Below are 21,727 nucleotides of genomic sequence, written 5' to 3'. Positions count from 1 at the left end.
AGTTCAAGAAGCGGGGTTACTATGCATACTAAACTGCGCGATTCAGGCATCGATATCATTGGAAATGTACCCTGGGGAACCCACTTCTGCATGTTTTACAAGACCGGCAAAGACCTGGTCGACATTATCATAGCATACTTCGATGCGGGCCTGAAAAATAACGAGTTCTGCATGTGTGTCACCGCCGACCCGGTGGATGCCGTAGAGATGGAACGCCTCATGAGAGCCGCAATGCCCCGTTTCGACGAGTACCTGCAGAGAGGCCAGGTCGAGATCGTGCCCTATTCTCAGTGGTACGTCATCGACGGGGTCTTTGATCAAAAGCGTGTCCTTGACGGCTGGGAAAAGAAGCTCCGACAGGCGCAGGACCGGGGCTTCGAAGGAATCCGGGTCACGGGCAATACCTTCTGGCTTGACAAGCCCATCTGGAAAGATTTCATTGAGTACGAAAGCGCGATAAACGGGGCCATCGACGGCCGCAATTTCCTGGTGCTCTGCTCCTATTGTCTCGACCGGTGCAGCGCCAATGAGATCATCGACGTAGTCAGCACCCATCAGTTCGCGATAACCAAGTGCGACGGCGAGTGGAAGATCATTGAGAACAGTGAGCTGAAAGAGACGAAAAAATCGCTGCTGGAGTCCAAGGCTCACGCCGAGCTTTACCTCGACCTGATGGCCCACGACATCAACAACTATAACCAGACAGGCCTGGGTTACCTTGAGCTCGCCCTTGACTCAGTCGAAGACGGCCAGGCTAAAGCCCTGCTGGAAAGCGCGATGAACTCGTTTAAACGCAGCTCCCGGCTCATCGAAAACGTGAGGGTGCTGCAGAAGGCCAGGGCCGGAGACCACCCCGTCAGGCCAGTCGATCTGAGGCAAATCCTGGGAGACGCGAAAGACGCATGCCTGACCCACGCCGGAAAGCGCGTATCTGTTCAGATCGCATGCAATGGCGGGCGTGTCTTAGCCAACGAGCTCCTCAAAGATGTCTTTTCCAACCTCCTGTCCAACGCAGCCAAGCACAGCCCCGGCGACGTCGATGTAAAAATCACGGCAACGAGGCTCTGCGAGAATGATGAGATCTTCTATAAGGTGGCAGTCGAGGACAACGGTCCTGGCATCCCGGACAGCGTCAAAGACCGGCTCTTCTTCCGGTATTCCCGGGGCCAGACTACCGCCGGGGGAAGCGGCCTCGGGCTGTACCTGGTAAAATCGCTGGTAGAGCAGTACCGGGGCAGAGTGTGGGTCGAAGACCGGGTGCCCGGCAACTCTGGCCAGGGCGCCAGGTTCGTAGTCCTGCTGCCTGCGGCAGACTGAGCCTTTCCCTCCTCCTGCACAGCGGTTATCTGATTAAGGTCTGGCTTTCCAGTACACTTTATGCCCGCGGAGCTCGTAGTCGGCCTCTTTGCGGCGGTTGAGCATGTACAGCATCGACCGGACCGTGGTCTCGCAGACGATGTGCATGGAGAAGTCGTCCCTTATACCTAATTTCCGCCCGACGAGGCTGACCATCTCCTCGACAGTCCTCTCTTCTCTACCGAGAATGGCGATCACCGCCTCTTCGAGCATGTCTATGCCTTTCAGGTTCACTTCCGCCAGCTCCACGGCCTGATCCCTGTTCAGCAGGACGCCGTGGGACGGGAGCACGAATTCGGCTTTCGACCTGATGATCGTCTCCAGGGATTTTCGGGCGTCCGGAACGCTGGTATAATATACTATGTGCTTGGTGTCCCAGACTTTCTTCGTCACCATGGAGTCCGCCACGTAGAACACGCCATCCGGTGTCAGGAAGCCGCATTGCCACTGGGAGTGGCCGGGCAGCGGCACCACCTTGATCGGGGAGACGAGGCGATCCAGCGTGTCGTCCACCGGGCAGCAGATCTTGCGGAAGTACCACGGCAGCATGCTCTCCGGCGGCACCGCCCAGCAAAAGTTGCCGTTAGTATTCACCGCCGTATTCTCGATCATGGAACGCTCCTCGCGCGGAGCATAGATCTTCACGCCTCTGGCGTGGAGCTTTGCCCCATTCCAGAAATGATCGGTATGGCAGTGAGAAATTAGTGCTGTTTTAACCGGCAGCGGGCTGTCCCAGTCCACGTTCTCGTTGTTGCTGGGGTCCAGAATATAGTCCTTATACAGACAGACGTTGGTGATGCCTGGAATGTAAAACGTTTCTCCTGCGACGTGTACCGGCTTCAATCTAACTCCCTTGTGCTAAAGTCAACGGCATTAGTTATAAAAGCCATTGGTAGATCGTATACAGTTTCTACAGCAGTGGATTTCGGATGCCTGAAACATATCAAACGTCAGGACGCCAAGCACTCACTTTATGAATACTGGGATATTCAGGTAGAGGCTATGAAAAATTGAAATTTGGCACTGTATATATCGAAAATACCGCCAGGCACGCCAAGGAGCCAAGCTCGCCAAGAGCAAATTTTTCATGGAACGCCAGGAACATTTTCGACCGGAACCATGCCGATCACTAATTATTGCTTGGCGTTCCATGAAAAATCTGGGTCCGGGAGGTGTTGAGAGGTCGGAGGGGAGGTCGGAGAGGTTCATGGAGTTCAGAGAGAACGTTCAAGCTGGGAGGTCAGGGAGGTCATGGAGGTCAGAGAGGAGGTTATGTGAGTACCCCGAGGTCAGAGAGAATTAACTTAAAAAATCCTCACGGACCTTTCCACACTCCCGGGCCTCTTCTCCGACCTCTGACCCTCTCTGACCTCCCAGCTTGAAAATCCTCTCAGAACTCCCGGGAACTCCCCAACCTCCAGAGGTTTTCATCGGCTTAACTTGAAAAACCAGTTATCATGGGATGAGTGCTTGGACTCTTGGCGAGCCTGGCGGCTTTACAAGCGGAGAAACTGAGAATTGCCAATTTTTCATCACTTATACCTGATCAAGGCTCCGATCATCACCTGACTCCTGGCGTCCTGGCGTTTGATTGGTTTCTTGTTTTGCTTTACTCCTGTCCATAATCAGCGGCAAACCGTGGAGCCTCGTCGTAGTACTTGCCGGTCAGGCCGGCGACGTGGCCAGCGAAGGCTTCGCAGAAGCTCTCCTCGGGGTTGAAAGAGTAGCCGGATGGCTGAGCGTGCTCGTAGCCCTGTTCCCACTGCCGTCGGCTTTTGGCGCTCATGTTGACGTAGATGAAGTGAGCGAACTCGTGGCAGATAATGTATTTTATGGGACAGCCGCAGTCGGGGTGGTAGCTGATAGATACGTCATTCAGGTACCTGTCCTTGAGCTGGCTGTGATCGTCGAGCCAGCCGGCGTTGATCAGGATGACCGGCACGGGCAGGAACGGCAGCCAGTGGTTGAGGCACATAGCGTAGGCGTTGAGCTGGCCTTTGAAAAAGTTACGGTCAATCCACTGGATCGGCGCTGGTATGGGGACTCCTGCTACGATCGCTCTTCTGGTCAGCAGTGGATAGCGTGCCTTGAGATCATCGCAAGCGGACATGATCCGTTGTCGGCTGCTGGCAATGGCCGCGAGCAGTATCATAAAAAGATTTGAGGGTTTCCGGGCGAGGCCGGAAACTCTGCTGGTGTTATCGTTTTCAAGGCTATGAGATCAAAAGCTGATCTAGGCTTTTGCTTCGGCTTTCTCTGAGCGGCCGCCCTTCTTCTTCAGCTCTTCTTCGATCCACTCGAGTCTCCCTAAAGCTGGCTGACGCATCGTCAGCCCGATCTTGCTCTCCCTGGGGTCGTGCTCGTTCAGGCTCACGGTGACGATCCTGGCCCTGACGTGGTCGCCCTCGTTGAGGGACCTGTTGGTTTCCCTGCTGGTGAGGCGGGCGTTCTTCTCGTCGTAAGTCATGAACTCGTCGGCGATCTGGCTGACGTGGACCAGGCAGTCCACTGGCCCGACCGCTATGAAGGCGCCGAAGGCCACGATTTCTACGACAGAGCCTTCGATGATCTCCTGCTGTTCCGGCTTGTACGCGATGGCGTCGAAGGTGACCTCGTAGTAGACGGCGCCGTCGCCTACGAGAATGTGGCCTTCGCCGATCTCCACGACGTCGGTGACTGCCACGATCGATCCGAGCGTCTTGTCTATGCGGCCTTCCAGTTTTTCGCGAAGGGTCTCGGAGATTACTTTCTCCAGGTCTTCTTCCAGCCTCTGGGGCGGTATCCTGATGATGTCAACGAGTCTAACCTTTCTGTACATACTATAATCCCATCCATGTGATAATTACTGATGATAACGATCTAGTTAGTCCATTTCCAGCTTGTGCCGGGATCGCATGAAGATACTTCTCACGCCTTCTGCTTTCAGGCGCTTGCGGAGGATCACGTCATTGGTGAATACGGGGGCCTCCAGGCGCTTCCCGAGCGCGATCAGGACGTCGTCAGCGCTGCCGGGCGCCTCGATGACGGAGCACCGGTCCAGGAGGCCGGATGCGATCGAAAGCGCCAGGCGATCTTTTCCTCTGACCTTTTGCTTCAGCGCTTCAACTTCCTCTTTCACGGCCGACGGCACCAGGAACTCGTCGTAGCCCAGCCGGCGCAGCTCGTCGAACACGTCGATGCCGTGCTGTCCGGGGACCATGAGCCCGTTGGTGTCGATCAGCACCTTCAACCGATCAGTTCTCCCACGCCGATCAGTCTCCAGCGGGCGCCTATGCGGCGGCTGATGGCGATCCTGGAGCCGACTTCAGCGCAGACAGGGCGCTTGAGCTTGACTTCGGCCTCGTCCTTCCTGGCGGAGGTGACCACGCCGATCGTCATCGAGGTGCCTACGCTGAGCATCAGCGGCTCGCTCGTGGCGATGGGCTTGACTTTCTCGTCTTCGCTGACGCCGACCACCCGATCGAGCAGCTGCGTCTTCATGACGAATTTTTGCCATACCGGAGGAAGTGTGCCGGGCTTGCCGACGACCTGGCCTGCCATGCCGTCGCTCTTGGTCATGGCGGGGTCCAGCTTGGTGCCTACTGCGAGCAGGCCGCCTGGCGTGGCTATGTCTACGGCTTCGCCGCCATAGATCAGCCTGGTGACTGTGGTCGTGATCGGGACCCAGCTTTCCCTGTTTTCGGACTCGACCCTTCTGCCGGGGCGGATCTCGATCTCGTCTTTGACGGCGAGCTTTCCGTGAGAGATCGTGCCGCCGATGACGCCGCCGCTCAGCTTAGCCGGAGTCGTGCCCGGACGGTTGACGTCGAAGGACCTGGCCACGAACATGGTGACGGGCTTATCCAGGTCGTGCTTCGGGGTGGGGATCTTCTCCTCGATGGTCTTGATGAGCACGTCGATGTTGACCTTCTGCTGGGCGGATATCGGGACGATCGGGGCATTCTCTGCCACCGTGCCCTTGACGAATGCTTTGATCTGATTATAGTGCTTGAGCGCGTCTTCGCGCGATACGATGTCGATCTTGTTCTGGGCGATGACGACGTTCTTGATCCCTATGATGTCCAGCGCCATCAGGTGCTCTTTGGTCTGGGGCTGGGGACAGGGCTCGTTAGCCGCTATCACGAGGACCGCGCCGTCCATGATGGCGGCGCCCGAGAGCATCGTCGCCATGAGCGTTTCGTGGCCCGGAGAGTCTACGAATGAAATAGTCCTGATCTCCTCAGTATCCCCGCCACAAGTAGGGCACTTAGAAGTAGTGCAGTAGCACTCCGGCTCATTGCAGTTCTTGCACTTGTAAAAAGTACAGTCGGCGTAGCCGAGGCGGATCGAGATTCCTCGCTTTAACTCCTCGCTGTGCGTGTCGCTCCACACGCCGGAGAGAGCGCTGACCAGGGTGGTTTTGCCGTGGTCTACGTGGCCCACCATACCGATGTTAACAACAGGCTGTGACAAATCTGGTATCCTCCGGAAGAAAGAATGTATAAGATGAAATCTGTATATATCACTCTTCGCGATGTTCTAACGACTTAGTATCACTTCTTATATAAGTACATTTAGGAAATAAACTTATTTCATTTATCCCGCCGTCAAACCTGATGAAAAGGGGTGGTTAAGTTGACGGCAGGTGGCGGCAGCGATCATACTGTCTGTGAGGCCGTATCCTATCCCTCACGTATCAGAGGCTATTTGAACCCCCGGCTCTATCCTATTATAAGTATATACTGCAGGTGTCACGTATGAGGACGATCATTTTCACCCACGCAGACAGCGACGGTATTTGCGCAGGCGCCCTGGCCCTTGCCGCTTTCCCCGACTCTCCAGTCTACTTTACCAACGCTGTCTCGATCCTGGCCGACATCGAGAACGCCGTCGGCTTCGACCAGGCAGTCATCACCGACATCGCCGTCAACATCTCGACCGGCGCCCGCCTCAAGGACCGCATCGACAGGCTCGCCGCCGAAACCAAAGTGATCTACCTCGATCACCATCCTCTCCCCGAAGGCTTCTCCGCGGACTGGATGATCAACAATACTGCCTCAAGCGCCTCCGAGATGGCCTTCCGGCACTTCAAGGAACTCCTGTCCCCGGACATGAGCCGGGTAGCCCTCTACGGGGCCATCGGGGACTACCGGGACGATTCTCTCAGCATCTATAATATGGTGCAGAACTGGGACAAGCGCAGCCTGTACTACCAGGCCGGCACTCTGTCACAGGGTATAGAGATCGGCAGGCGTGACTACGACTGGAAACGCTACCTCGTCATGCAGCTGGCCAAAAACGTACAGCCTTCCGATATACCCGACCTTGCTAAGAACGCCATCCGGGCTTCCGCTCTCGAGAATGAGCTGAGGCTGAACGTATCGAAAGACGTGATCAGGATGCGCAATCTGGCCTATGTCCTGGACCAGAACGCCTGCATGTCCAAGGCGGCGATCTATGCCCGGGTCTACGGCGGCACTCCTGTGGGCATGTCTGCAGAGTACCGGGACCACCGGGACGTCTACGACTTCAGCCTGCGGGCGATAGGGCGGATCAACCTGAACCCCCTCGTGAGCAGCATCGCCTCCAGATACGGCGGCAACGCCGGCGGCCACCCGCTCGCAGCCGGCGGCCGGATACCGGCCGGAAACTTCAAAGAGTTCCTGCTGGACCTCGACGACGCCATCGGAGAAGAGCTGAGTGCCTGAGGGCACCCCCCTTTTTCTTTGCCGTAACATTTTAATACTGGAAGACACTATTTGCAAGGCGGTGATTCTGCATGGGAAAGACTGGAAGCGTTGAATGGGTCCAGATCCGTGGTAGGAAGGGCCAGATGAGGCTCGTCCCCAAGGGCGACTCTGCTGCTAACAAGCCGGGCCCCTCACAGCGTTATGATTCCAAGGGCTTTGTGCGCCGCGTCTTAGCCAGGGCTAAGAAGAATGTGCTCGGCGTGAAGGCCAGATCTAAGAAATAACTTTCTTATTTCTATCGAGGCCCCGTAAGGGGCCGCATCGATATTTTCAAGGGTAATTTTTTCTTCTCGTCTCACAATAGTTTTACTTTTGTCGCCTTCAATCCTCCGGACATTTACCCTCCAGGATCCGGCCGGTACGTATCAGATACTCAATCGTCTGCATAATCCTGATGTAACTTTCTATTTTAATTTCATGATAATATTTCGCATGTATGTCAGGTCTATCCTCACTCCTGTAGTACATCTTACTACAATACCTGTGCAGGAGTTTTTTTCACTTATTATAATCAACATCGCATATTATTCTACGGTAATAAAAAGCTTTAAGAACGAAGCCGTACATCTAATGACAGCTATCTACAAAGATGATGCTATTCAGGGGAATTGTATGTCAAAGGCTGAAATACTGACCCAGTTAAAGACAGCCGAGGAGCAGGCGAGGGGACGTCGCGCAAAGGCCGAGGAAGAGGCCAGGCAGACGATCGCTAACGCTCGTAAGGAAGCCTCGGCTATCCTCGAAAATGCCCGGGTAAAGGCAGCGGCTGAAGCCCAGTCGAAAATCGACAAGGCGGCAGCCGAGATCAGCACGGAATCCAAGGCGATGCGGGCTGAAGGCGAAAAGAGCGCTGCCGCGCTGAAGGCGTCGGCGGCGAAAAATGTGAGCGCTGCAACTGACAGTCTGATAAAAGAATTCGAGAGGTACGTCGATGTTAGAGCCTCACAGAATGGATAGAGTCCTCATCGTCGGTACCAAGGACGTAATGGAGCCCACGATCAACGCGCTGCACGACCTGAACCTGCTGCACGTGGAAGACTACGTAGCGGAAGACGAGTACTTTCAACTAGGCAAGCCCCTGAAGTCTGCAACTCCGCTCTCTGAGAAGCTGCTGAAGCTCCGCTCGATCAAGAGCTACCTCGGCACGAAAGAGGGTACCCCTTCTAAGGCAAAGAAGAGCAAAGTACTACAGGAGCTCGAGGCCAACCTCGGGTCGCTCGAAGAGACCGTCACTAAAAAGACGAATGAGAAGAATGCGCTTGAGTCAGAGCTGAAAGATCTCGAGCACAAGTCCGAGGTCCTGAAGCCGTACGAAGCTCTCGGCTTACCTTTAGAGCTGCTATCCGGTTACGAGTCTGTCACAGTCTTTACCGGCACTGCCAGCGAAGGCATCGAGAACGTCGTCAAGGGCATCACTACTAATTATGAACTATTTTCCGCACCCTATGGAAAGGGTAACGTCATAGCCCTGTTCGTCCCGAAGGACGACGCTGGCAAGGTTTCGGAAGCGCTCCTCAAGAGCAACTTCGTCGAGATCGAGCAGCTCAGGGAAAGTGGCGAGCCCGCAGCCATCCGGAAGCGCATCGAGGACGGGAAAGCTCAGGCCGAGTCGAAGCTCGAAAAGGTTACTGGCGAGCTGGCTGACCTGAACAAGAAGTACGCCCAGTTCATCGTCTCCGCGGAAGAGCTGCTCAGCATAGACACGCAGAAGGCCGAAGCTCCGATCAGGTTCGCGACTTCCGAGAGCACTTTTGTCGTGGAAGGCTGGGTTCCGAGGGACGACTTCGAGAGGCTCCAGTCGACGGTCGACAAGGCTGCCGACGGCAGGGTCTACGTCACGAAGATCGAACCGAAGCCCGGGCACTACGAGAAGAATGCGCCCGGCACGGCAATTGACAGCCACGATGACCACCACGAGATCGATGCTCCGGTCAAGTATAACAATCCCAAGATCGTGAGCCCGATCCAGAACGTCATCGATGCGTATGGCAGGCCGAAGTATAACGAAATCGACCCCACGATGATCTTCGCCATCGTCTTCCCGCTGTTCTACGGGTTTATCGTAGGCGACATAGGCTATGGTCTGCTGATCCTGATCCTGATGTTTGCACTCAGGTCTGTCCTGAAATCCGCTAACCTGCAGATCCTGATCAAAGTCATGATCGTATGCGCGATCTCCTCGATCTTCTTCGGAATATTGTTCGGAGAGTTCCTGGGCTTCGCGATAGCAGAGCCTATAGAAGACGGCCATGGCGGCATACTCGGGCTGGTCTCGCTCTCGAGCCTGTACCCCCACTCGATCACCATCGGCCCCATCGGCCCGTTCTCGCTGCCCTTAGAAAGGATGCAGGCAGGCGGACCACATGACGGCGTATATGTGTTCGGCATTAAGGACCTGCTGGTGTTTACTTGCATCATCGGTGTCGCTCAGATTATGCTGGGCTATGCCCTCGGCTTCTGGAACGAGCTCAGGCAGCACGGCCTCAAGACCGCTATTCTCCACAAGGTAAGCTGGGCTTGCGTGCTGATGGGCGGCGTCTCGATCGTATGGTATGTGTTCCCGCTGGCGCTGACGCAGACGCTGGGCACGTTCACACCGTTCGACCCGCTGTTCTTAATCGGAGCGGTCCTGTTCCTGCTGGGCATTATCATGGTCCTGATGGGCGAAGGCCCGATGGGTCTCATAGAGATAACCTCTCTATTAAGCAACGTACTCTCCTACACTCGTCTACTGGCAGTAGGCCTGTCCTCTGTCGGTATCGCGTTCGCGATCAACACCATCAGCATGATGCTGGCGGATGCAGGCGCAATAGGAATGATTGGAGCAATTATCGTGTTCCTTGTGGGACACCTCGTAAACCTGGTACTGGCTATGTACGCCCCCTTCATCCAGTCTCTCAGGTTGCACTTCGTAGAGTTTTTCCAAAAATTCTACAAGAGCGGGGGCAGAATTTACAATCCATTTGGATACAACAGAATATACACGGAGGACTAAAACATGGTTGATGGATTAGTTGCAATTGGCGTAGGATTAGCAGTCGGATTAGCTGGTATCGGCACTGGTATGTCCCAGGGTCCCATTGGTGCTGGTGTAGTAGGCGCTGTCGCTGAGGACCGCTCGTTCCTCGGTATGGGTGTCTTCTTCATCGCACTGCCGGAAACCATCGTCATCTTCGGTCTGGTCTTTGCCATCCTGCTGATGTTCATGTAAATACACTTTGTTAAGGTGAACCGACAATGGGACTGGACAAAGTTGTAAAGGACATCATGGATAAGGCTGAGGCGGACAGCAGGGATATCACCGCGAAAGCCGCTGCCGAAGCTGCCGAGATCAAGAAGTCGGCAGAGGCGGAGGCTAAGCAGATTATCGCAGCCGAGAACGCCAGGGCAGAACAGGCCATATCCAAGATGAGGCAGAGGGAACTTTCCAGCGCCAAGCTTGACGTGAAGAAGGCCAAGCTTAACTCCGAGAAGGATGTGCTTGCCGAAACGCACGAAGCGTTTGTCAGGCAGCTCTCAACCCTTCCCCGTGAGAAGAAGGCCGACCTGCTCCAGAAGCTGGTCAAGCTGGCGAAGAAAGACATTCCGCAGGGCAAGATCTTTACGAACGCAGCTGACGCGGACCTGGTCAAGGACTCCGGGTACGAGTACGGCGGCAACGTCAAGTGCATCGGCGGAATCGTGGTCACCAGCGTTGACGGCAGCGTCAACCTCGACTATACCTTTGACTCTATCCTGGAGGATGTCTGGACGTCCTCGATGAAGCCCGTTTCTGACATATTGTTTGGCAGCAGGTGAAATCCATGATAGGGCGACGTGCAATGGGCAACTACGCATATGCAAGCGCAAGGGTCAAGACGAGGAAATCGTTCCTGTACCCGAAGGAGACCTACCTCAAGCTCTTGCAGATGGATCTACCTGAAATAAGCAGGTTCATCGAGGAGAGCAGGTACAAAAAGGAGATCGACGAGCTGGCAAACAAATACTCCGGCATCGATCTGCTGGAGTACGCGCTGAACCTCAACATGGCAAGGGAGATGAACGAAGTCCTCGACTTCTGTCAGGGCGAAATGAAGATTCTCCTGGGTGCCTATCTCATGAAGTGGGATGTCTGGAATATCAAGTCGATCCTGAGAGGTAAGAATTACGGCGCCTCAGAGGATGAGATTAAGGAAACCTTCGTGCCTGCGGGCGAGCTGCGCATGTCGACCCTGGTTGACCTGATCCACAAAGGCAGCATACCGGATGTAATCGAAGGACTGAACGGAACCCGGTTCTACAAGCCTCTCTCCAGTTCGCTGGAAGAGTTCAACAGGACTCATACCCTCTCCCGGCTCGAAAACAACCTGGACAAAGCATATTATGCATACCTGCTTTCTATCAAGCTTGCGGGTACCAGTGCGGACGAGCTTATGATGACTTTTGTCAGGAGAGAAGTCGATATCACGAACCTCCGGACGCTCTTCAGGCTGAAGAGGCAGGGTCTCGAGCACGAGAAGATCATGGACTACATCGTGCCAGGTGGCAAGCTCAAGGCAGACGAAATGAGAAAGCTTGCCCAGGCGCCGAGCTTCGACGAGTTCGTGAACCTGGTCAAGGATACTCCCTACTGGCCTGACCTGGCCGAGGCTGTCGAAAACTACCGTGCGACCGGGTCTCTGAACGCTATCGAAGTGGCCCTCACCCGGGCTGACATCAGCTATGCGGATAAAATTTCGCACGCATATCCCCTGTCGATTTTGCCGATTCTGGGATACACTGTCAGAAAGCAGGTCGAGGTCAACAACATCCGCACTATTGCCCGTGGCAAGGAAGTGAACCTCAGCAATGAGGTCATTAGAAACCAGCTGGTGATCTGATGGAAATCGCAGTTGTTGGGAAAAGTGAATTCGTGGTCGGTTTCAGGCTGGCCGGAATCCACAAGACCTACGAAGTCAAAAATGACAAGGATCTCGAGAGCAAAATCCGGGAGTGCCTGACTGACAGGAACCTGGGTATCATCGTCTTGCACTCGGACGACCTCAAACATATCTCTCCGGGTCTCCAGAAGGTCATCGACGAATCTGTAGAGCCGACGTTCATCGCGATCGGAAGTAAAGAAGATGCAGGGTTGAGGGACAAGATCAAGCGCGCCATCGGTGTAGACCTGTGGAAGTAAGCGATCAAACCTGCAGTTGAATGTAATCTGTTAAACAAAGGTGTTAACTGTGAGCCAACAAGGAACAATTTACCGGGTTGCCGGTCCGGTGGTGACCGCAGTCGGCCTTAACGCCCGTATGTACGACGTGGTGAAGGTCGGCAACGAGGGCCTGATGGGCGAGGTCATCGAAATCGACAACGATAAGGCCATCATCCAGGTGTACGAGGATACATCCGGTGTCAGGCCCGGCGAGCCTGTGGAGAACACTGGCATGCCCTTATCCGTAGAGCTGGGTCCGGGTCTGCTGACCTCGATCTATGATGGTATCCAGAGGCCCCTCGAGGTCCTCAAGGAAAAGATGGGCAACTTCATCACGAGAGGAGTTTCAGCTCCCGGCCTTTCCAGGACCAAGAAGTGGAAGTTCGTACCGGTCGTCAAGGCTGGCGACAAGGTCAAGGGCGGCATCGTCATCGGTACTGTCCAGGAGACCAAGACTATCGTTCACAAGATCATGGTACCCCCCAACGTGGGTGAAACAACCATCAAGGACATCAAAGAGGGCGAGTTCACCGTTGAGGACGTCATCGGACACCTCGAGAACGGCACCGAGCTCAAGCTCATGCACAAGTGGCCCGTCCGTGTACCGAGGCCCTACGTCGAGAAGCTCAGGCCGGACATCCCCCTTATTACCGGTCAGAGAGTGCTCGACGGCCTGTTCCCGATCGCCAAGGGCGGCACAGCGGCTATCCCCGGCCCCTTCGGCAGCGGCAAGACTGTGACTCAGCAGCAGCTGGCAAAGTGGTCTGACGCAGAGATCGTCGTCTACATCGGCTGCGGCGAACGTGGCAACGAGATGACTGAAGTGCTGGCCGAATTCCCGCACCTCACCGACCCGAAGACCGGCAACCCGCTCATGGACAGGACTGTCCTTATCGCTAACACGTCCAACATGCCTGTGGCAGCAAGAGAAGCATCCTGCTACACTGGTATCACCATCGCGGAATACTACAGAGACATGGGCTACGGTGTCTCCCTGATGGCAGACTCCACCTCCAGGTGGGCAGAAGCCATGAGAGAAATCTCGTCCCGTCTCGAAGAGATGCCCGGTGAAGAAGGCTACCCCGCGTACCTCGCAGCCAGGCTTTCCGAGTTCTACGAGAGGGCAGGCCGTGTCATCACCCCGATCGGCAAGGAAGGCAGCGTCACCGTCATCGGCGCAGTCAGCCCCGCAGGCGGAGACATTTCTGAGCCTGTCACGCAGAACACCCTGCGTATCGTCAAGGTCTTCTGGGCACTCGACGCCAAGCTGGCGCAGAGAAGACACTTCCCGTCGATCAACTGGCTTAACTCGTACTCGCTGTACCAGGACAGTCTGAAAGACTGGTACGACAAGAACATCTCTCCCGAGTGGAACCAGCTTAAGGCAGAGTCCATGGAACTGCTCCAGAGGGAGTCCGAGCTTCAGGAAATCGTCCAGCTCGTCGGTTCCGACGCGCTGCCCGAAGACCAGCAGCTGACCATCGAGATCGCCCGTATGATCCGTGAGATCTTCCTGCAGCAGAACGCCTACCACGAGGTAGACACCTACTGCAGCCTCGACAAGCAGCTCAAGATGCTGAAGTCGATCATGCAGTTCGGCGCCTACGCAAGGACCGCCCTCGCATCGGGCGTCCCGATGAGCAAGATCCTGAACCTGAACTCCAAGAACGACCTTGCCAAGGTCAAGTTCGAGGCGAACTACGACGCTTACCTGACCAAGGTCAACGACGATATGAAGAAAGAGTTCAAGAGCCTGGAGGCGGCTTAACATGAAGGAATACAAGACAATCAGTGAAATCGCAGGGCCGCTCTTATTCGTGAGGAAAACCGAGCCTGTGGGCTACCAGGAACTGGTCAACATCGTCCTGAGCGACGGCACGGTTAAGAGGGGCCAGGTGCTGGACTCCTCCAACGATGTCGTGGCAGTCCAGGTTTTCGAGGGCACCTCCGGTATCAGCAGGGACAGCAGCGTTAAGTTCCTGGGCGAGACCATCAAGATGCCCGTGTCCAAGGACATGCTCGGCCGTATCCTCTCGGGATCAGGCGAGCCGCTCGACGGCGGGCCGGCTATCATCCCCGAGAAGAGGCTGGAGATCGTAGGCGCAGCCATCAACCCGTACTCGAGAAGGCAGCCTAAGGACTTCATCCAGACCGGCATCTCGACCATCGACGGCATGAATACGCTGGTTCGTGGTCAGAAGCTCCCGATTTTCTCGGGTTCCGGTCTGCCCCACAACGAGATCGCTCTGCAGATCGCCAGGCAGGCAAAAGTAGTAGGCTCGACTGAACCTTTCGCAGTAGTCTTCTGCGCCATGGGTATCACCGCTGAAGAAGCTCAGACCTTCATGAAGGACTTCGAGAGGACCGGTGCTCTGGAGAGAGCAGTAGTCTTCCTGAACCTTGCGGACGACCCCGCCATCGAGAGGATTATCACCCCGAGACTGGCGCTCACCACCGCAGAGTACCTCGCATTCGAACACGACATGCATGTGCTGGTCATCTACACCGACATGACCAACTACTGCGAAGCGCTGAGACAGATCGGCGCCGCTCGTGAAGAAGTGCCCGGCAGGCGTGGCTACCCCGGTTACATGTACACTGACCTGGCGCAGTTATACGAGCGCGCAGGCATCATCGAGGGCAAGAAGGGTTCCATCACCCAGGTGCCCATCCTGACGATGCCCGGTGACGACATTACCCACCCGATCCCTGACCTGACCGGCTACATCACCGAAGGCCAGATCGTGGTCGCTAGAGACCTGCACAGGAAGAACATCTATCCGCCCATCAACGTCTCGCCCTCGCTGTCCAGGCTTATGAGCCTGGGTATCGGCGCAGGCAAGACCAGGGAAGACCACAAGGCCGTATCCGACCAGTGCTACTCTGCGTATGCAGAAGGTAAGGACCTCCGCGGTCTCGTAGCCATCGTCGGTAAGGACGCTCTCTCCGAGAGGGACAGGCAATTCCTGGAATTCGCCGACGCCTTCGAAGACAAGTTCGTCCGCCAGGGCCGGGAAGAAGACCGGTCCATCGAGCAGACTCTGGACCTCGCGTGGGAACTCCTCTCCATGCTGCCGATCAACGCCCTGAACAAGATCGACAACAAGTACATCGAGAAGTACCACCCGAGCAAGAGGAAGAAGTAAGGTAGGTGAGCCAATGGCTATTAAGGATAACATCAAGCCAACCCGATCGGAGCTCCTGGAGCTGAAAAAGAAGATCGCTCTCTCGCAGAGCGGCCACAAGCTCCTGAAAATGAAGCGTGACGGCCTGATCATGGAATTCTTCGAGATCATGGACAAGGCTAAGAACGCCCGTGCTGAGCTTCTCAGATCGTACGAGGATGCTACCCAGAAAATAGCCATTGCCAGGGCCGTAGAGGGTAACATGGCGGTTACATCGGCCGCCTTCTCCCTCAAGGAGCAGCCTGAGATCAACCTCGAGAGCAAGAACGTGATGGGCGTAGTCGTCCCCAAGATAGAGTCCTCCGGGATCCAGAAGCCCCTCCAGGAGAGAGGCTACGGTGTCATCGGGACTACGTCCAGGATCGACGAAGCGGCCGAAGCCTACGAGAAGCTCGTGGAGCAGATCATCATCTCGGCCGAGATCGAGTCCGCCATGAAGAAGCTCCTCGAGGATATCGAGAAGACCAAGCGCCGTGTCAACGCTCTCGAATTCAAGGTAATTCCCGAGCTCAAGGACGCTGAAAAGTTCATCAAGCTCAGGCTGGAAGAGATGGAACGCGAGAACACTTTCCGTCTTAAGAAGATCAAAGCATAATCATGCCCAATAAAAACTTCTTCGAGAGGGCTGTCGACAAAGTCCTCGAAAACCCGGAGAACCAGGCCAAAATACTGGTCTATGGCCAGTATCTGGTGCTTGGCATGATTATCCTCGGCTACCTGATAATGGCCTACCTGCTCTTCGTTCGTTAGTTAGAGGCTGATGCCTCTAACAGTTTATTATTTTATCCTGGTAATTCGGGAATAACTGCAAGTACCCAGTATTTTTTTATACTTAAACAGATTACTAACGCACTATGCCAGAGTTGCGGGCGTTTCATCCTGTGAGCACGGCTCTCGACAGGACAAAAAAGCTCCTTTTCGAGCCTTTTGATGCATGGTTATGGTTGAAGTTAGTCATCATCATGTTCTTCGTGGGTAGCGGAGGCAGTTCTTTCAATCCCACGAACGCCTTGCAGTATACGACTGGAGACGATGGCGAATTCTCCGGCGAACTGTTTACCAATGGTATATCCAGCATACTTACAGACACTACGCTTTTGATACTGATCGTATTGTTGATTTTAGCAGTCCTTGTCCTGACGCTTGTCTTCTCATACCTGCGAGGGGTGTTCTCTTTCGTCCTTATCGACGCATTGACTACGGGTCAGGCCAGCATTATCCGGCAGTTCCGGGAAAACATGGGGCGCGGCTTCAAAGTGTTCCTCTTTAACGTGGCGATGATGCTGGTGTCCATTACCGTAGCCCTGGTGCTGATCATTTTGCTGCTGCTGACCATCTTCTGGCTGATCGGCATGGGCGATCCGGATTCTGCGAGAGCTGGATTCGTTTTGATGTCCGTAGGCATCCTATTGCTTACAATTTTGGGGTTCATCGTCTTCTCAGTGGTTGTTGGCCTGATCACCGGGTTCTTCTACGACTTCGCAGTACCTCTGATGCGCTTTAAAAACATGGGATTGATAGAGTCTATCAGGCACGTCATCTCTCTCGTCGCAAAAGAGCCTGTAGAGTTCCTCGTATACATCGCAGTCCGATGGGCACTGGAGGCTGTGGTAGGCTTCATCTTCGGCATCATCTACCTTTGCATCTTTGCCGTATTCATCGCGGTCGGACTGATCCTCGCCATGCTGGCAGTCGCAGCAGCAGAGGTATCCATGTGGCTCGTAATCCCGTTTATCCTGGTGTTTGCCGCAGGCCTGGGGCTGCTCATAATCCTCACGGCGCTCCTCACGATGCCCGTGGGCGTATACTTCAGGTATTTCTCCCTGGACTTCCTGAAGTCCTTCGACCCCGGCTACGTCCAGTACTCCGGACGGTTCGCCTAAAAAAGAGCTTACTGGCTGGCGCAGGTGATCGATCAGGCATCACCTGTGCCGGAACTGCAAAACCAGCCGATTTTATTATTTTGCCAGTTTACCCAGGTCCTTATGCATATAAATGTCAGCACAGCGTTTGGAACAAAAACTCTTGCCCGCATATCTCTCTACTTTATGCCCGGCCAGTTGTTTTCCGCAGCTTGCGCACGTTTTAGAGCCAAATATCCTGTCAAACATGCGATTCACCGATAACCTGTATTATGCATCCGACAGTTAAAATCATGACGGTCTGCTAATCGATGACCTTTGATCAGATTATCTTTTTATAGGAGCGGCTGGGATACAAATGACTGGTACAGGTGTGACCATGAGATACAAACCCGGCATCAGAAGCCTGTTATCTATCGCCATCCTTACGGTACTGTCTATCGCCATATTCTCCGGCACTGCCGCGGGCGCGACAGCCGCAAAGCTATACGTTGCGGACTACGACGACAACATCGTATACGTTGTCGACCCTGACACCGGTAAGCTGTTAAAAAACATCTCTGTTGGCAGCCACCCGGTCAAAGTCCTCACCGACCCCACTGGCACAGTGGCCTATGTGCTCACCGAAGGGGATAATACCATCTCGGTGATAAGCATCGACCGTGACGAGGTAATGAAGAAAATCCCCTCTGGTGACCAGCCCACGAACATGGCCATCTCTCCGGACGGGATGAGACTTTACGTGACCAGCTTCAACAACCAGCGGGTCTACGTGATCAACACGACCGGCGGCAGCATAGAAAAGACCATTCAGGTAGGATCGGGCCCGTCAGGGATCGCCTTTACGACCGATGGTTTTGCATGCGTGGGAAACTCCATCGATAACGCGGTCATGGTCATCGACTCTGCCGGCCGTAATCCGGTCAAAACGATCTCCGTTGGAGCATGGCCTGAGAACGTCGGAATCGATCCTTATAACCGGCTGGCCTTTGTTCCCGGCTTTGTCGATGGTTCCCTGACCATCATCGAAACCAACGGCTGGTCGGTCGTCAAGACCACCAGCATAGGCGGAAATCCGCTGGACATCGCTTACGATGTAAGCCGGGGGGTATTCTACGTGACCGACCCCACAGCCGGACAGGTCAGATCTGTAGACCCTCAGGGTGAGGCTATCACTATCGCCTCGATACCCGCCGCCCGCAGCGTCGTAGTCGAGAGCTATGGCAGCCGTATCTTCGTGGCCAGCCCGGATAACGGCACTATCAGCGTCATCCCCGTTACTGGCGCAGATAAGCCTGTGACTTATGTGATCGGCCACAAGCCGACCTCCATCACCCCGATATATCTTGCAGAGGACGGCACGCCGGTGCCCACTGTTACTCCGACTGCCACACCGGTACCCACGCCTGTACCAGCAACCCCGACACCCGCCCCGACGTCAGCAGTAGTGACCCCGACTTCGACTGCTCCAGCGCCTGCCCCGGCACCAATCCCGACGTTGCTGCCGCTGCTGGCTTTGGGTACGGTTGCAGTAGGACTTGCGTTGAGAAAGAATCTGTAAGCCTGAGCCATGGCCGAAGGCCTCAGGCTTCATTTATTTTAATTGACTCTGGATAGTCATATTTTTAAAGTATACCAGTATACTCTCTCCTGATATCATGCTTACCCGGAGGATTATACCCTGTCTGGACGTCACTCTCGGCCCTAACGGGGGCTGCGTGGTCAAGGGAGTCGAGTTCGTGAACCTGCGGAGCGCTGGGGACCCCGTAGAGCTGGCGAAGCGCTATAATGATCAGGGCGCTGACGAGCTGGTCTTTCTGGACATCACCGCCTCTCACGAGGGCAGGGCCACGATGATCGACGTGATCGAGCGCACGGCCAGTGAGGTCTTTATCCCCATGACCGTCGGTGGCGGCATCAAGACCATCGAAGAGATCCGGGCGCTCCTCAGGGCCGGCGCGGACAAGATCACGATCAACACTACCGCAGTCAAGGACCCAGAGTTCATACGCAAGGCCTCCGACATCTTCGGCTCCCAGTGCATCGTGACTGCCATAGATTGCCGAAGTAACACCAACATTGATGACCCTAACGCCCGTAACATCGTTCGCCGCAGAGACGGAACTCCTGCATGGTACGAGGTTGTAATATATGGCGGCCGCAAGGCCACCGGGATCGACGCCATCGAGTGGGCCAAAACGATAGAAGAGCTGGGCAGCGGCGAAATCATGCTCACGAGCATGGATGCCGACGGGACTAAGGACGGCTACGATCTCTATATTACGAAAGCGATCGGCGAAGCCGTCCGCATACCCGTCATCGCATCCGGCGGAGCCGGCACCATCGAGCACATGTACGACGCCTTCAAGATCGCCAATGCCGACGCCGCTCTGGCAGCCAGCATCTTCCACTTCGGCGAGTACACCATCGGCCAGGCTAAAGACTACCTCCGGCAGAGAGGCATACCAGTGAGGCCATAATATGGAAATCCGGGAATTCCAGCGGCTCATGAAAGAGCTGTACGGCGAAAACGACAAGGCCCGGGGCTTCGAGAAGACCGCCCTGTGGTTCTACGAGGAAACCGGCGAGCTCGCCGAGGCCCTCAGAAAGGAGAACAAGGAAGAGATCGCCCACGAAATGGCCGACGTCTTCGCCTGGATGGTCTCCATGGCCAACATGCTGGACATAGATGTCCAGGATGCCTGTTTATCAAAATATCCTTTAAAGTGCACCCGGTGTAACTCAAACCCCTGCCAGTGCGGGAAATAAAACGATCTTTTTTAACTTTACCAGCCGGGCAGCTACTTGTTACCACAGAGATTCACAGAGTGACTGGTTCACCACAGGGACTCACAGTGGACTGGACCCCTGCGATGAATAGTAAGTCTTTGCGGTGAACTGTTTTCTATGTCAATTATCGGAACGTATTTATCGCTAAGCGTCTATTATTTGGCGTATGTCAGAGCCAACGGCCGCCGATTCGTTGAGGTATGCGGGTAAGATGGCCCGCCAGCTTTTGTTTCCCTTCGGCTTTAAGAAGTGGCTGGGAGCGTATCTGGGGCTGAACGGTCTGACCGGGAATAAAGCCGATCCGCTGATCGTCGAACTACGCCGTCTTCAGAACTATTACCGGGGGACGAGCCTGCTGGCGAAGGCAGGATTGCTTTTTGTGGTGCTGGGCTTCTTCCTGCCGTTCACGGTCGTATTCGTGGGCCTTGAAGGCTTTTTCGTGCTGCTGGCCGGGTACATTGTGGCTATGTTGCTGTTATCTCTGGCCGGCATCGTGCTGGAGGTCGTGCTGGACCCGATCTTTGCGCTGCGGTACGAGGATAAAGTCTCGTTCAGGAAAGCGGCTGGAGAGTTTTTTACGCTGCTCGGCAGGAAGACCGGTCTAATAGGCGGCTACATGTTGATCAAGCTCATCATCGACATGTTTCTCGTCACGGCAGTGCTTGCCATGTTCATACCTGCGCTGATCAGCGCCATGGCTGTCATGCTGTACGTCATCGATGCCGTACAGGCGGGAGTCGATGTGAGATCGACTGCTACGTGGGGACTGAGTGGGGTGCTTGTACTGGGCCTGCTCGGCTTTACCGCCACTATCCTCATTACAATTGTAGCCTCTGCTTTCTACGGCTACTACACGGAGCATGCGGTGCGGCTGATTAGGGCGTGATCATCAGATCAGGCTGTCCGAATTTACTTAAAAAAGTCAGCCGGCAGCCTCTCTTCTATCGCCTTCACGATCTCCTGGTGTACTTTCTCCGGGCTCTGATCTGCGCTAATTATAACACCATTCGGCTGCCTTCCTATGTCGAGGAATATATTTCGAACCTTCTGCAGGTACTCTTCTTTCTCGAAAGCATCGAGCTGGCTCTTTCGCTGGTTGACGATGCGGGAGAGCCCTCTGGCCGGGTCTATGTCGAGCACGATGACGAGGTCGGGCCTGGGTGAGAAGCGCTCGTTCTCTTCCCTGATCTTCTCCGTATCCAGGCCTCTGGCTCCCTGGTAGGCGATGTTGGACTGGTAATACCTGTCCATGACCACGACTTTGCCTGCACGCAGCGCCGGGAGGATGTTCTTTTCCACGTCCTCCTTTCGATCCTCCATGAACAGCCACAGCTCTTCTTCGGTGCTGGTCGCTTCGTGAGCGATCGCCCTTCTGGCAATCTCCCTGCCGTACTGGCCGGCGGTGGGCTCCTTCAGGATCACGTGTTCAATTTTTCTGTCCTGCATCCACCGCTGCAGCATCTTGATCTGGGTGGACTTGCCAGCCCCGTCGATGCCCTCGATGCTGATCAGGAACCCCTTTTTGTCGTGGCTCATCCAGAGTTCATTGACGGTCAACGATAAAATAGATGACGAATACTTATGTTCAATGCAATGAAAAAATATATGCTGTTTAAGGAGAATTAT

25 protein-coding genes are annotated in these 21,727 nt (G+C 55.0%); 18 read left to right on the top strand and 7 right to left on the bottom strand.

Going from position 1 to position 21,727, the window contains the following annotated elements:
• Positions 1-21: 21 nt before the first annotated feature.
• Positions 22-1,317 (top strand): MEDS domain-containing protein, encoded by a 1,296-nt coding sequence (locus RCI_RS05500; protein WP_012035408.1) that lies wholly within the window; start codon positions 22-24, stop codon positions 1,315-1,317.
• A 33-nt stretch (positions 1,318-1,350) separates the two neighbouring features.
• On the opposite strand, the gene RCI_RS05495 is transcribed toward RCI_RS05500, so the two are convergent.
• From RCI_RS05495 to RCI_RS05475, 5 genes are all read right to left on the bottom strand, one after another.
• A complete protein-coding gene (locus RCI_RS05495) occupies positions 1,351-2,199 on the bottom strand; it encodes an MBL fold metallo-hydrolase (RefSeq protein ID WP_012035407.1) in 849 nt (282 codons plus the stop codon).
• 766 nt (positions 2,200-2,965) lie between these two features.
• The gene (locus tag RCI_RS05490) at positions 2,966-3,508 is read right to left on the bottom strand and encodes a hypothetical protein (protein WP_012035405.1); all 543 of its coding nucleotides are present in this window, start codon (positions 3,506-3,508) and stop codon (positions 2,966-2,968) included.
• 81 nt (positions 3,509-3,589) lie between these two features.
• Positions 3,590-4,174, bottom strand: a complete 585-nt coding sequence (locus tag RCI_RS05485; protein WP_012035404.1) for a DNA-directed RNA polymerase — start codon at positions 4,172-4,174, stop codon at positions 3,590-3,592.
• A gap of 45 nt (positions 4,175-4,219) precedes the next feature.
• Complete coding sequence (locus tag RCI_RS05480) at positions 4,220-4,579, bottom strand: PIN domain-containing protein (protein ID WP_231844979.1); 360 nt, start codon at positions 4,577-4,579, stop codon at positions 4,220-4,222.
• Positions 4,580-4,581: 2 nt separating this feature from the next.
• Positions 4,582-5,808 carry a translation initiation factor IF-2 subunit gamma gene (locus RCI_RS05475; RefSeq protein WP_012035402.1) on the bottom strand — a complete coding sequence of 409 codons (1,227 nt, stop codon included), beginning with the start codon at positions 5,806-5,808 and terminating at the stop codon, positions 4,582-4,584.
• A gap of 284 nt (positions 5,809-6,092) precedes the next feature.
• Here RCI_RS05475 and RCI_RS05470 point away from each other — a divergent pair, with 284 nt between their 5' ends.
• From RCI_RS05470 to RCI_RS05415, 13 genes are all read left to right on the top strand, one after another.
• Positions 6,093-7,043, top strand: coding sequence for a DHHA1 domain-containing protein (locus RCI_RS05470; protein ID WP_048198100.1), 951 nt, complete (start codon positions 6,093-6,095; stop codon positions 7,041-7,043).
• 71 nt (positions 7,044-7,114) lie between these two features.
• On the top strand, positions 7,115-7,309 hold the full coding sequence (locus tag RCI_RS05465; RefSeq protein WP_048198098.1) for a DUF5350 domain-containing protein: 195 nt from the start codon (positions 7,115-7,117) through the stop codon (positions 7,307-7,309).
• 388 nt (positions 7,310-7,697) lie between these two features.
• Positions 7,698-8,042 (top strand): ATP synthase subunit H, encoded by a 345-nt coding sequence (locus tag RCI_RS05460; RefSeq protein WP_048199029.1) that lies wholly within the window; start codon positions 7,698-7,700, stop codon positions 8,040-8,042.
• Positions 8,017-10,080, top strand: coding sequence for a V-type ATP synthase subunit I (locus RCI_RS05455; protein WP_012035399.1), 2,064 nt, complete (start codon positions 8,017-8,019; stop codon positions 10,078-10,080). Before RCI_RS05460 ends, RCI_RS05455 begins: the two co-directional genes overlap by 26 nt.
• Before the next feature lie 3 nt (positions 10,081-10,083).
• Positions 10,084-10,296 (top strand): A(1)A(0)-type ATP synthase subunit K, encoded by a 213-nt coding sequence (locus tag RCI_RS05450; RefSeq protein WP_012035398.1) that lies wholly within the window; start codon positions 10,084-10,086, stop codon positions 10,294-10,296.
• Between the two features lie 26 nt (positions 10,297-10,322).
• Positions 10,323-10,883: a V-type ATP synthase subunit E gene (locus RCI_RS05445; RefSeq protein WP_012035397.1), complete on the top strand. Its 561-nt coding sequence runs from the start codon at positions 10,323-10,325 to the stop codon at positions 10,881-10,883.
• Positions 10,884-10,888: 5 nt separating this feature from the next.
• Positions 10,889-11,944 (top strand): V-type ATP synthase subunit C, encoded by a 1,056-nt coding sequence (locus RCI_RS05440; RefSeq protein ID WP_048198096.1) that lies wholly within the window; start codon positions 10,889-10,891, stop codon positions 11,942-11,944.
• The gene (locus tag RCI_RS05435; RefSeq protein WP_012035395.1) at positions 11,944-12,243 is read left to right on the top strand and encodes a V-type ATP synthase subunit F; all 300 of its coding nucleotides are present in this window, start codon (positions 11,944-11,946) and stop codon (positions 12,241-12,243) included. The genes RCI_RS05440 and RCI_RS05435 overlap by 1 nt, the downstream gene beginning before the upstream one ends.
• 49 nt (positions 12,244-12,292) lie before the next feature.
• Positions 12,293-14,032 carry an ATP synthase subunit A gene (locus RCI_RS05430; protein WP_012035394.1) on the top strand — a complete coding sequence of 580 codons (1,740 nt, stop codon included), beginning with the start codon at positions 12,293-12,295 and terminating at the stop codon, positions 14,030-14,032.
• Position 14,033: 1 nt separating this feature from the next.
• Positions 14,034-15,410 carry an ATP synthase subunit B gene (locus RCI_RS05425; protein WP_012035393.1) on the top strand — a complete coding sequence of 459 codons (1,377 nt, stop codon included), beginning with the start codon at positions 14,034-14,036 and terminating at the stop codon, positions 15,408-15,410.
• 13 nt (positions 15,411-15,423) lie between these two features.
• A complete protein-coding gene (locus tag RCI_RS05420; protein ID WP_012035392.1) occupies positions 15,424-16,044 on the top strand; it encodes a V-type ATP synthase subunit D in 621 nt (206 codons plus the stop codon).
• A gap of 2 nt (positions 16,045-16,046) precedes the next feature.
• Positions 16,047-16,199: a hypothetical protein gene (locus RCI_RS16935; protein ID WP_158308873.1), complete on the top strand. Its 153-nt coding sequence runs from the start codon at positions 16,047-16,049 to the stop codon at positions 16,197-16,199.
• Between the two features lie 104 nt (positions 16,200-16,303).
• Positions 16,304-17,332 carry a DUF7544 domain-containing protein gene (locus tag RCI_RS05415; RefSeq protein WP_012035391.1) on the top strand — a complete coding sequence of 343 codons (1,029 nt, stop codon included), beginning with the start codon at positions 16,304-16,306 and terminating at the stop codon, positions 17,330-17,332.
• Positions 17,333-17,407: 75 nt separating this feature from the next.
• Here the strand turns inward: RCI_RS05415 and RCI_RS17630 are convergent, their stop codons facing one another.
• Positions 17,408-17,560 (bottom strand): hypothetical protein, encoded by a 153-nt coding sequence (locus RCI_RS17630; RefSeq protein WP_449288707.1) that lies wholly within the window; start codon positions 17,558-17,560, stop codon positions 17,408-17,410.
• A gap of 130 nt (positions 17,561-17,690) precedes the next feature.
• Here RCI_RS17630 and RCI_RS05410 point away from each other — a divergent pair, with 130 nt between their 5' ends.
• The 4 genes from RCI_RS05410 to RCI_RS05395 all read left to right on the top strand — a co-directional run bounded on the left by RCI_RS05410 (position 17,691) and on the right by RCI_RS05395 (position 20,987).
• Complete coding sequence (locus RCI_RS05410) at positions 17,691-18,872, top strand: YncE family protein (RefSeq protein WP_048198094.1); 1,182 nt, start codon at positions 17,691-17,693, stop codon at positions 18,870-18,872.
• Between the two features lie 97 nt (positions 18,873-18,969).
• Positions 18,970-19,791, top strand: a complete 822-nt coding sequence (gene hisF, locus RCI_RS05405; protein WP_012035389.1) for an imidazole glycerol phosphate synthase subunit HisF — start codon at positions 18,970-18,972, stop codon at positions 19,789-19,791.
• 1 nt (position 19,792) lies between these two features.
• The gene (locus tag RCI_RS05400) at positions 19,793-20,080 is read left to right on the top strand and encodes a MazG nucleotide pyrophosphohydrolase domain-containing protein (protein WP_012035388.1); all 288 of its coding nucleotides are present in this window, start codon (positions 19,793-19,795) and stop codon (positions 20,078-20,080) included.
• Between the two features lie 187 nt (positions 20,081-20,267).
• Positions 20,268-20,987, top strand: a complete 720-nt coding sequence (locus RCI_RS05395) for a hypothetical protein (protein ID WP_012035387.1) — start codon at positions 20,268-20,270, stop codon at positions 20,985-20,987.
• A 23-nt stretch (positions 20,988-21,010) separates the two neighbouring features.
• On the opposite strand, the gene tmk is transcribed toward RCI_RS05395, so the two are convergent.
• Positions 21,011-21,637 carry a dTMP kinase gene (gene tmk / locus RCI_RS05390; RefSeq protein ID WP_012035386.1) on the bottom strand — a complete coding sequence of 209 codons (627 nt, stop codon included), beginning with the start codon at positions 21,635-21,637 and terminating at the stop codon, positions 21,011-21,013.
• Positions 21,638-21,727: the final 90 nt, after the last annotated feature.

The sequence above is a fragment of the Methanocella arvoryzae MRE50 genome (genome assembly GCF_000063445.1).
Taxonomy (GTDB): Archaea; Halobacteriota; Methanocellia; order Methanocellales; family Methanocellaceae; genus Methanocella_A; species Methanocella_A arvoryzae.
Note: the sequence above shows the minus strand (reverse complement) of the source record. Positions and strands in the feature narration are given on the sequence as shown.

What these genes read in the sequence shown, in the direction of transcription:
- RCI_RS05500 (WP_012035408.1), top strand. Translation starts at nt 22, where the DNA reads ATGCATACTAAACTGCGCGATTCAGGCATCGATATCATTGGAAATGTA.
- RCI_RS05490 (WP_012035405.1), bottom strand. Translation starts at nt 3,508, where the DNA reads ATGATACTGCTCGCGGCCATTGCCAGCAGCCGACAACGGATCATGTCC.
- RCI_RS05485 (WP_012035404.1), bottom strand. Translation starts at nt 4,174, where the DNA reads ATGTACAGAAAGGTTAGACTCGTTGACATCATCAGGATACCGCCCCAG.
- RCI_RS05470 (WP_048198100.1), top strand. Translation starts at nt 6,093, where the DNA reads ATGAGGACGATCATTTTCACCCACGCAGACAGCGACGGTATTTGCGCA.
- RCI_RS05465 (WP_048198098.1), top strand. Translation starts at nt 7,115, where the DNA reads ATGGGAAAGACTGGAAGCGTTGAATGGGTCCAGATCCGTGGTAGGAAG.
- RCI_RS05460 (WP_048199029.1), top strand. Translation starts at nt 7,698, where the DNA reads ATGTCAAAGGCTGAAATACTGACCCAGTTAAAGACAGCCGAGGAGCAG.
- RCI_RS05455 (WP_012035399.1), top strand. Translation starts at nt 8,017, where the DNA reads ATGTTAGAGCCTCACAGAATGGATAGAGTCCTCATCGTCGGTACCAAG.
- RCI_RS05450 (WP_012035398.1), top strand. Translation starts at nt 10,084, where the DNA reads ATGGTTGATGGATTAGTTGCAATTGGCGTAGGATTAGCAGTCGGATTA.
- RCI_RS05445 (WP_012035397.1), top strand. Translation starts at nt 10,323, where the DNA reads ATGGGACTGGACAAAGTTGTAAAGGACATCATGGATAAGGCTGAGGCG.
- RCI_RS05440 (WP_048198096.1), top strand. Translation starts at nt 10,889, where the DNA reads ATGATAGGGCGACGTGCAATGGGCAACTACGCATATGCAAGCGCAAGG.
- RCI_RS05435 (WP_012035395.1), top strand. Translation starts at nt 11,944, where the DNA reads ATGGAAATCGCAGTTGTTGGGAAAAGTGAATTCGTGGTCGGTTTCAGG.
- RCI_RS05425 (WP_012035393.1), top strand. Translation starts at nt 14,034, where the DNA reads ATGAAGGAATACAAGACAATCAGTGAAATCGCAGGGCCGCTCTTATTC.
- RCI_RS05420 (WP_012035392.1), top strand. Translation starts at nt 15,424, where the DNA reads ATGGCTATTAAGGATAACATCAAGCCAACCCGATCGGAGCTCCTGGAG.
- RCI_RS16935 (WP_158308873.1), top strand. Translation starts at nt 16,047, where the DNA reads ATGCCCAATAAAAACTTCTTCGAGAGGGCTGTCGACAAAGTCCTCGAA.
- RCI_RS05415 (WP_012035391.1), top strand. Translation starts at nt 16,304, where the DNA reads ATGCCAGAGTTGCGGGCGTTTCATCCTGTGAGCACGGCTCTCGACAGG.
- RCI_RS17630 (WP_449288707.1), bottom strand. Translation starts at nt 17,560, where the DNA reads ATGTTTGACAGGATATTTGGCTCTAAAACGTGCGCAAGCTGCGGAAAA.
- RCI_RS05410 (WP_048198094.1), top strand. Translation starts at nt 17,691, where the DNA reads ATGAGATACAAACCCGGCATCAGAAGCCTGTTATCTATCGCCATCCTT.
- hisF (WP_012035389.1), top strand. Translation starts at nt 18,970, where the DNA reads ATGCTTACCCGGAGGATTATACCCTGTCTGGACGTCACTCTCGGCCCT.
- RCI_RS05400 (WP_012035388.1), top strand. Translation starts at nt 19,793, where the DNA reads ATGGAAATCCGGGAATTCCAGCGGCTCATGAAAGAGCTGTACGGCGAA.
- RCI_RS05395 (WP_012035387.1), top strand. Translation starts at nt 20,268, where the DNA reads ATGTCAGAGCCAACGGCCGCCGATTCGTTGAGGTATGCGGGTAAGATG.
- tmk (WP_012035386.1), bottom strand. Translation starts at nt 21,637, where the DNA reads ATGAGCCACGACAAAAAGGGGTTCCTGATCAGCATCGAGGGCATCGAC.